Source organism: Mycobacterium sp. (genome assembly GCF_049281135.1).
Taxonomy (GTDB): Bacteria; Actinomycetota; Actinomycetes; order Mycobacteriales; family Mycobacteriaceae; genus Mycobacterium.
This window is the reverse complement of the sequence record NZ_JBAPRN010000729.1, coordinates 1-5938: the sequence shown is the minus strand read 5'-3', so window position 1 is coordinate 5938 and position 5938 is coordinate 1. Positions and strand designations below refer to the sequence as shown.

At 65.2% G+C, this 5938-nt stretch carries 6 protein-coding genes and 1 pseudogene; 5 read left to right on the top strand and 2 right to left on the bottom strand.

The features are described from left to right. From WAN02_RS29140 to WAN02_RS29125, 4 genes and pseudogenes are all read left to right on the top strand, one after another. Positions 1-294: pseudogene (locus WAN02_RS29140) on the top strand (malto-oligosyltrehalose synthase); the annotation flags it as partial. Continuing rightward, positions 287-2017, top strand: coding sequence for a malto-oligosyltrehalose trehalohydrolase (gene treZ / locus WAN02_RS29135; RefSeq protein ID WP_422268860.1), 1731 nt, complete (start codon positions 287-289; stop codon positions 2015-2017). The pseudogene WAN02_RS29140 and the gene treZ, both read left to right, overlap by 8 nt. 36 nt (positions 2018-2053) lie before the next feature. Next, positions 2054-2479 carry a hypothetical protein gene (locus tag WAN02_RS29130; RefSeq protein ID WP_422268859.1) on the top strand — a complete coding sequence of 142 codons (426 nt, stop codon included), beginning with the start codon at positions 2054-2056 and terminating at the stop codon, positions 2477-2479. A 27-nt stretch (positions 2480-2506) separates the two neighbouring features. After that, positions 2507-2740: a ribosomal protein L7/L12 gene (locus WAN02_RS29125; protein WP_422268858.1), complete on the top strand. Its 234-nt coding sequence runs from the start codon at positions 2507-2509 to the stop codon at positions 2738-2740. Between the two features lie 22 nt (positions 2741-2762). Here the strand turns inward: WAN02_RS29125 and ilvA are convergent, their stop codons facing one another. Then, a complete protein-coding gene (gene ilvA / locus WAN02_RS29120; protein WP_422268857.1) occupies positions 2763-4049 on the bottom strand; it encodes a threonine ammonia-lyase IlvA in 1287 nt (428 codons plus the stop codon). 28 nt (positions 4050-4077) lie between these two features. Next, positions 4078-4515, bottom strand: a complete 438-nt coding sequence (locus WAN02_RS29115; protein ID WP_422268856.1) for a nitroreductase family deazaflavin-dependent oxidoreductase — start codon at positions 4513-4515, stop codon at positions 4078-4080. Between the two features lie 266 nt (positions 4516-4781). Here WAN02_RS29115 and WAN02_RS29110 point away from each other — a divergent pair. Beyond that, positions 4782-5938 (top strand): fatty acid desaturase family protein (locus WAN02_RS29110; RefSeq protein WP_422268855.1); only part of this gene is annotated, 1157 nt, incomplete at its 3' end.

The following is a 5938-nucleotide window of genomic DNA, read 5'->3' as shown; positions in this document are numbered from 1 at the left end:
CAGGTGCGACGCGCCCGGCCGGAAACCTTCTTGGCGGGCAGTTACCATCCGGTGCTTGCCACCGGAGTCGCTGCAGATCATGTGGTGGCATTCCGTCGCAGCGATGATGTGCTGGTTGCGGCGACGCGTTGGACGGTACGACTCACTGAGACCGGTTGGGGTGACACCGTTGTCCCGATGCCGGCGGGTTCATGGACCGATGCGCTGACCGGCAGGGTGTTGTCGGGATCGGTGTCGGCCGCTGACTTGTTCGCCGAGCTGCCCGTCGCCCTCCTGGAGCGCAGCGATGCATGAATTCGCGGTGTGGGCACCGAAACCGGACACCGTCCGTCTCGACGTTGACGGCACCGCGCATCCGATGGCCCGCGACGCCGACGGCTGGTGGCGTGCCACCGTCGAGGCCGCCCCGAACGCGCGCTACGGATTTCTGCTCGACGACGACCCGAAGCCGCTGCCCGATCCGAGATCACCGCGCCAGCCCGACGGGGTGCACGACCGCTCCCAACTGTGGCAGCCCACACCGCGGGACTGGACGGACAGCAAATGGCTCGGTCGTTCGGTGCAGGGTGCGGTGATCTACGAGCTGCACATCGGCGCGTTCACGCCGGCGGGCACTTTCGACTCGGCGATCGACAAGCTGGACTATCTGGTCGACCTCGGCGTCGACTTCGTCGAAGTGATGCCGGTGAACGCGTTTTCCGGCACGCACGGCTGGGGCTACGACGGCGTGTTGTGGTACGCGGTGCACGAACCTTACGGCGGGCCCGACGGACTGGTCCGATTCGTCGACGCCTGCCATCGCCGCGGCCTGGGAGTGGTGATCGACGCGGTGTTCAATCACCTCGGCCCGTCGGGCAACTACCTGCCCCGGTTCGCGCCCTACCTGTCGTCGGCCGGCAACCCGTGGGGCGAAGGCATCAACATCGCCGACGCCGGATCCGACGAGGTGCGGCGCTACATCATCGACTGCGCGCTGCGCTGGATGCGCGACTTCCACGCCGACGGTCTGCGCCTGGACGCGGTACATGCGCTCTTCGACACCACCGCCATCCACCTGCTCGAGGAGCTGTCCGCCGAAACCGAGTCGCTCGCCGAGCAATTGGGCCGGCCGCTGTCGTTGGTCGCCGAAAGCGACCTCAACGACCCGCGGATGATCACGCCCCGCACCGACCACGGTCTCGGCATGGCGGCGCAGTGGGACGACGACATCCACCACGCCATCCACACCGCGGTGTCCGGTGAGCGTCAGGGCTATTACGCCGACTTCGGGTCGCTGGCCACCCTGGCAAAGACACTGCGCGAAGGCTTCTTCCACGCCGCCACCTACTCGTCGTTTCGGCAGCGGCGCCACGGCCGTCCATTGGACACCGCGACCATTCCGGCCACCCGACTGCTGGCCTACACCTGTACACACGACCAAGTCGGCAACCGCGCGCTCGGGGATCGGCCGTCGCAAAACCTGACCTCCGGCCAGCTAGCCGTCAAGGCTGCCCTGGTGCTCTGTTCGCCCTACACGCCCATGCTTTTCATGGGCGAAGAGTGGGGAGCCTCGACGCCGTTCCAGTTCTTCAGCTCACACCCGGAACCCGAGCTGGCCCGCGCCACCGCCGAGGGCCGCAAAAAGGAATTCGCCGACCATGGCTGGGACGCCGACGAGATCCCCGATCCGCAGGATCCGCAGACCTTCCAGCGCTCCAAGCTGGATTGGTCCGAGCTCGACGCCGATGGGCATGCAAAATTGCTCCGGCTATATCAGGACTTGATTGCCCTGCGGTGCAACGAAACCGATCTGGCCGATCCGTGGCTTCAGCGGTTATTCGTCGACTATGACGAAGACGCCCGATGGATCGCCATGCGCCGCGGTCGATTGACGGTGGCCTGCAATCTGGGCACCGAGCCGGTGCGTGTCCCGTTCGCCGGCGAACTCGTGCTGCGCTCCGACCCCCCCGATGTCGGTGAAGAGAGCACCGTGTTGGCGCCGCACTCGTTCGCGATTCTGCGCGCTGTGGATAACTGACTACCGGCGCCGTCCGCGACCGTCGATGATGCGCGGATGAGCCATTCTGAGCTGTTGCCGATCCCGTCCATCCACACCGCGTGCGATCCGGTCAACTCGATCGACGATCTGCGAGAGCGGTGGCGAGCGCTCATGGGGCCGTTGAGTTTTGGGACACGGCAACTGTGGTTTGGCTTGATCGGGCCGGACCGCTGCTTTGGTCTGAAGATCAGCCGGGTACCGATCCGCCCTCGTCCCCGGGGTCCGATTGTGTGGAACCTGATGTCGTCGCTGCGGACGCTGCTCGACGACCTGGAGCCGGGTACCACGGCAGCGCTGCTGCTAACGGGGCCCGGACGCGGACCGGTCTCGACCATCGAACTGCTGTGGTCGAAGTCGCTGACCGACATGGCCGAGCGGTTCGCCGTCCCCCTGGAGCCGATCTTCCGCGCCAACGACGAATCGATCGCACTATTGGGCTAGCACAGGCCCATCAGGTAGCTTTCGCGGATGAGTGAAATCGACTACGGCGCCAGAGCCCGTCTCGATTACATCGAAACGCAACTCAAGGCGCTGTTCCCCGACAGCTACGTGCCCTTCGCGGAGGCCAGTTCCTCCGGGATGCCGACCGCAGTGGTCGCGCTTGCCCGCGCGGGCAACATGATCGCCGCGATCAAGGAATACCGCAGCATCACCGGCGCCGGGTTGGCCGAGGCGAAGCAGGCCGTCGAAGCGATGCGGTGAGCGGCGCCCGAACCTCGCGCGCCTACAGCAGATAGCGGTAGGCCGGCGAACCCGGTTCGATCGCCTCGATCTGCATCTCGGTGGCCCGCATCCGCTCCAAAAGGCCGTCCAGGCCGGCGGCCGAGCCCAACTCGATACCCACCAACGCCTCACCGGTCTCCCGGTTGTTGCGCTTGACGTACTCGAACAGCGTGATGTCGTCGTTCGGACCGAGCACGCCGTCCAGGAAGCGGCGCAGCGCGCCAGGCTCTTGCGGGAAGTCGACCAGGAAGTAGTGCTTGAGCCCGAGGTGCACCAGTGACCGCTCGAGTATTTCGCCGTACCGCGACACGTCGTTGTTGCCGCCAGACACCAGGCACACCACCGTCGAGCCCGGTTCGATGTCGGCTTCCAGTAAGCCAGTCACCGCGAGCGCACCCGCCGGCTCGGCGATGATCCCCTCGTTTTGATACAGGTCGAGCATCGCCGTGCACACCGCGCCCTCATCGACTGTGGTGATCGAGACCATGTTGCCTGCTGCGGCCAGGGCGGCGTAGGTCAGCCTGCCGGCACGGCTGACCGCGGCGCCGTCGACGAACTGGTCGACATGGTCAAGGGTTACCGGACCGCCGTTGGCCAGCGCGGCCATCATCGCCGCGGCACCGGCCGGCTCGATACCTAGCACTGCCGTTTTGCTGGTCCGCTCGGCGAGGTAGGTGGTGATTCCGGCGATGCACCCGCCACCGCCGACGGGAACCACCACCAAGTCCGGCTCGGCATCAAGCTGGCTCAGGATTTCGACGGCGATCGTGCCCTGGCCGGCCATCGTGCGCGGGTCGTCATACGGCGGAACCAGCGTCGCTCCGGTGCGCTCCACGTCGGCGAGGGCGGCCTCGGCCGCCAGATCGTAGGTCGATCCGCCCACGATCAGCTCGATGAACTCCCCGCCGTGGTAGCGGATGCGGTCGCGCTTCTGCTTCGGCGTCTTGGCCGGTACGTAGACGCGGCCGCGAATACCGAGCGTGCGGCAGGCGTAGGCGAAGCCCTGGGCGTGGTTGCCCGCCGACGAGCACACCACGCCGGCGGTGACCTCCTGGTCGGACAGCTGGACGAGCAAGTTATACGCGCCACGCAGCTTGTACGAGCGCACGGTCTGCAGGTCTTCTCGCTTGAGGTACACGTTCGCCCCGGTCGTCGCGGACAACCGGTCGGAAAACTGGAGAGGTGTGGGCGCGACCACGCCGGCGATTCGCGTCGCCGCACCGTCGACATCAGCCGCGGAGAGCGGCCCATTGCCCGTGCTCGGGCTCTGGCTCAGTTCGGCGGACACCGGTCAATGGTGCCACCAAGCTGCAAATTCAGTGCACAGGGGTGAGCACAAAGACCGGAATTTGCCGGTCCGTCTTCGTCTGATAGTCGGCGTAGTCCGGGTATGCCTCGACCGCACGCTCCCACCAGACAGCCTTCTCGTCGCCGAAGACCTCGCGCGCGTCGTGCTCGCGCGTGACCGGCCCGTCCTGTAGCTCGACCCGCGGGTTCTTGGCGATGTTGTGGTACCAGACCGGGTTCCTCGGTGCCCCGCCCATCGACGCGACGCAGGCGTACTCGCCGTTGTGTTCGACGCGCATCAGGGGGGTCTTGCGAAGCTTGCCGGTCTTGGCGCCGACAGTGGTCAGCAGGATGATCGGCATGCCGTTCATATCCGCGGCATCGGCTCCACCGGATTCGGCGTACTTCTCAGCTTGTTCGCGAGACCAATCCAACGGGCTGGGCGCGTATTCACCTTCGAGTGGCATGACACCACCTTAGACACGCCCGCACCGGGTGCTCACCTGCTTGGATCGCGACTCAGCTGTAACTCAGGGTATGCCCTGTAGAGTCTGCGATCGACTCCGCACGCTTACCTGTAGTCGCACAGATTCCTCGCCTCGCGGGGTGAGCATTTACCCACCGATGGGACGTGACGCACGATGCAGCGGTACTCGCGTTACCTCTGTGTGCGCGTCCTCGTAGCCCCCACAGCTCCACACGCCGCCTTCCCCGGGGCCGGGTAGCGGTCCCGTTGGCCATCACTGACGTATCCCAATACGCCCATCTCAGCGACGCGGACCTCACCGCGCTCGCCGCCGAGTTGGACACCATTCGTAGTGATGTCGAAGCTTCACGCGGTGCCAGGGATCGGAAGTACATCACCCGCGCGATCGCTTTCCAGCGATGCTTCGACATAGTGGCGAGGCTGATCATCGCCGGCACCAAGGGCAAAATCGGTTGGGCCATGGGAACGACTGCCCTTGCCGCGGCCAAATGCATCGAAAACATGGAACTCGGCCACAACATCACCCACGGCCAATGGGATTGGATGAACGATCCGGAAATCCATTCCAATACCTGGGAGTGGGATATGGCCGGTCTCACGTCGCAATGGCGATATACCCACAATTACCAACACCACGTCTTCACCAACATCGTCGGCGTGGACGCCGACCTCGGCTTCGGAATCCTGCGAGTCACCCGGGACCAGAAGTGGCGACCGCTCGCCCTGCTGCAACCGTTGTTCGCGGTGCTGCTCGGGATGGCCTTCGAGTGGGGCATCGCGCTGTACGGCGTGATTTCGGTGCAGCAGGAAGAGACCACCGACGCCGGCAGAGCCGCCCAGAAATCGGCAATGTTGCGCAAGATGGCTCGCCAGGCCGGCAAGGACTACGTGCTCTTTCCCGCCCTGAGCTGCCGGAGGTGGCGGCGCACGCTGGGGGCGAACATCGTGGCCAACGGATTGCGCAGCGGGTGGGCCTACATCGTGATCGTCTGCGGTCACTTCGTCGATGGAGCGGAAAAATTCACGCCGTCAGTGCTGGAGAACGAGACCAAGCGGGAATGGTATCTCCGGCAGATGCTGGGTACCGCGAACTTCGACGCCGGACCAACGCTCCGGTTCATGACCGGAAACCTGTGCTACCAGATCGAACACCACCTCTACCCCGATCTGCCGCACAACCGGTATCCGGAGATCGCCGAACGGGTGCGTGCTTTGTGCGCCACCTATGAACTGCCGTACACGACCGGTCCGATGCTCCGTCAGTACCTGCTCACCGTGCGGACAATCTGCAAGTTGGCGCTGCCGGACCGGTGGCTTTCCGCTACCTGCGACGACGCACCGGAAACGGCCTCTGAGAAGAGGTTCCGAAACGTCACGAACGGATCAGCAGCACTCCACGACAC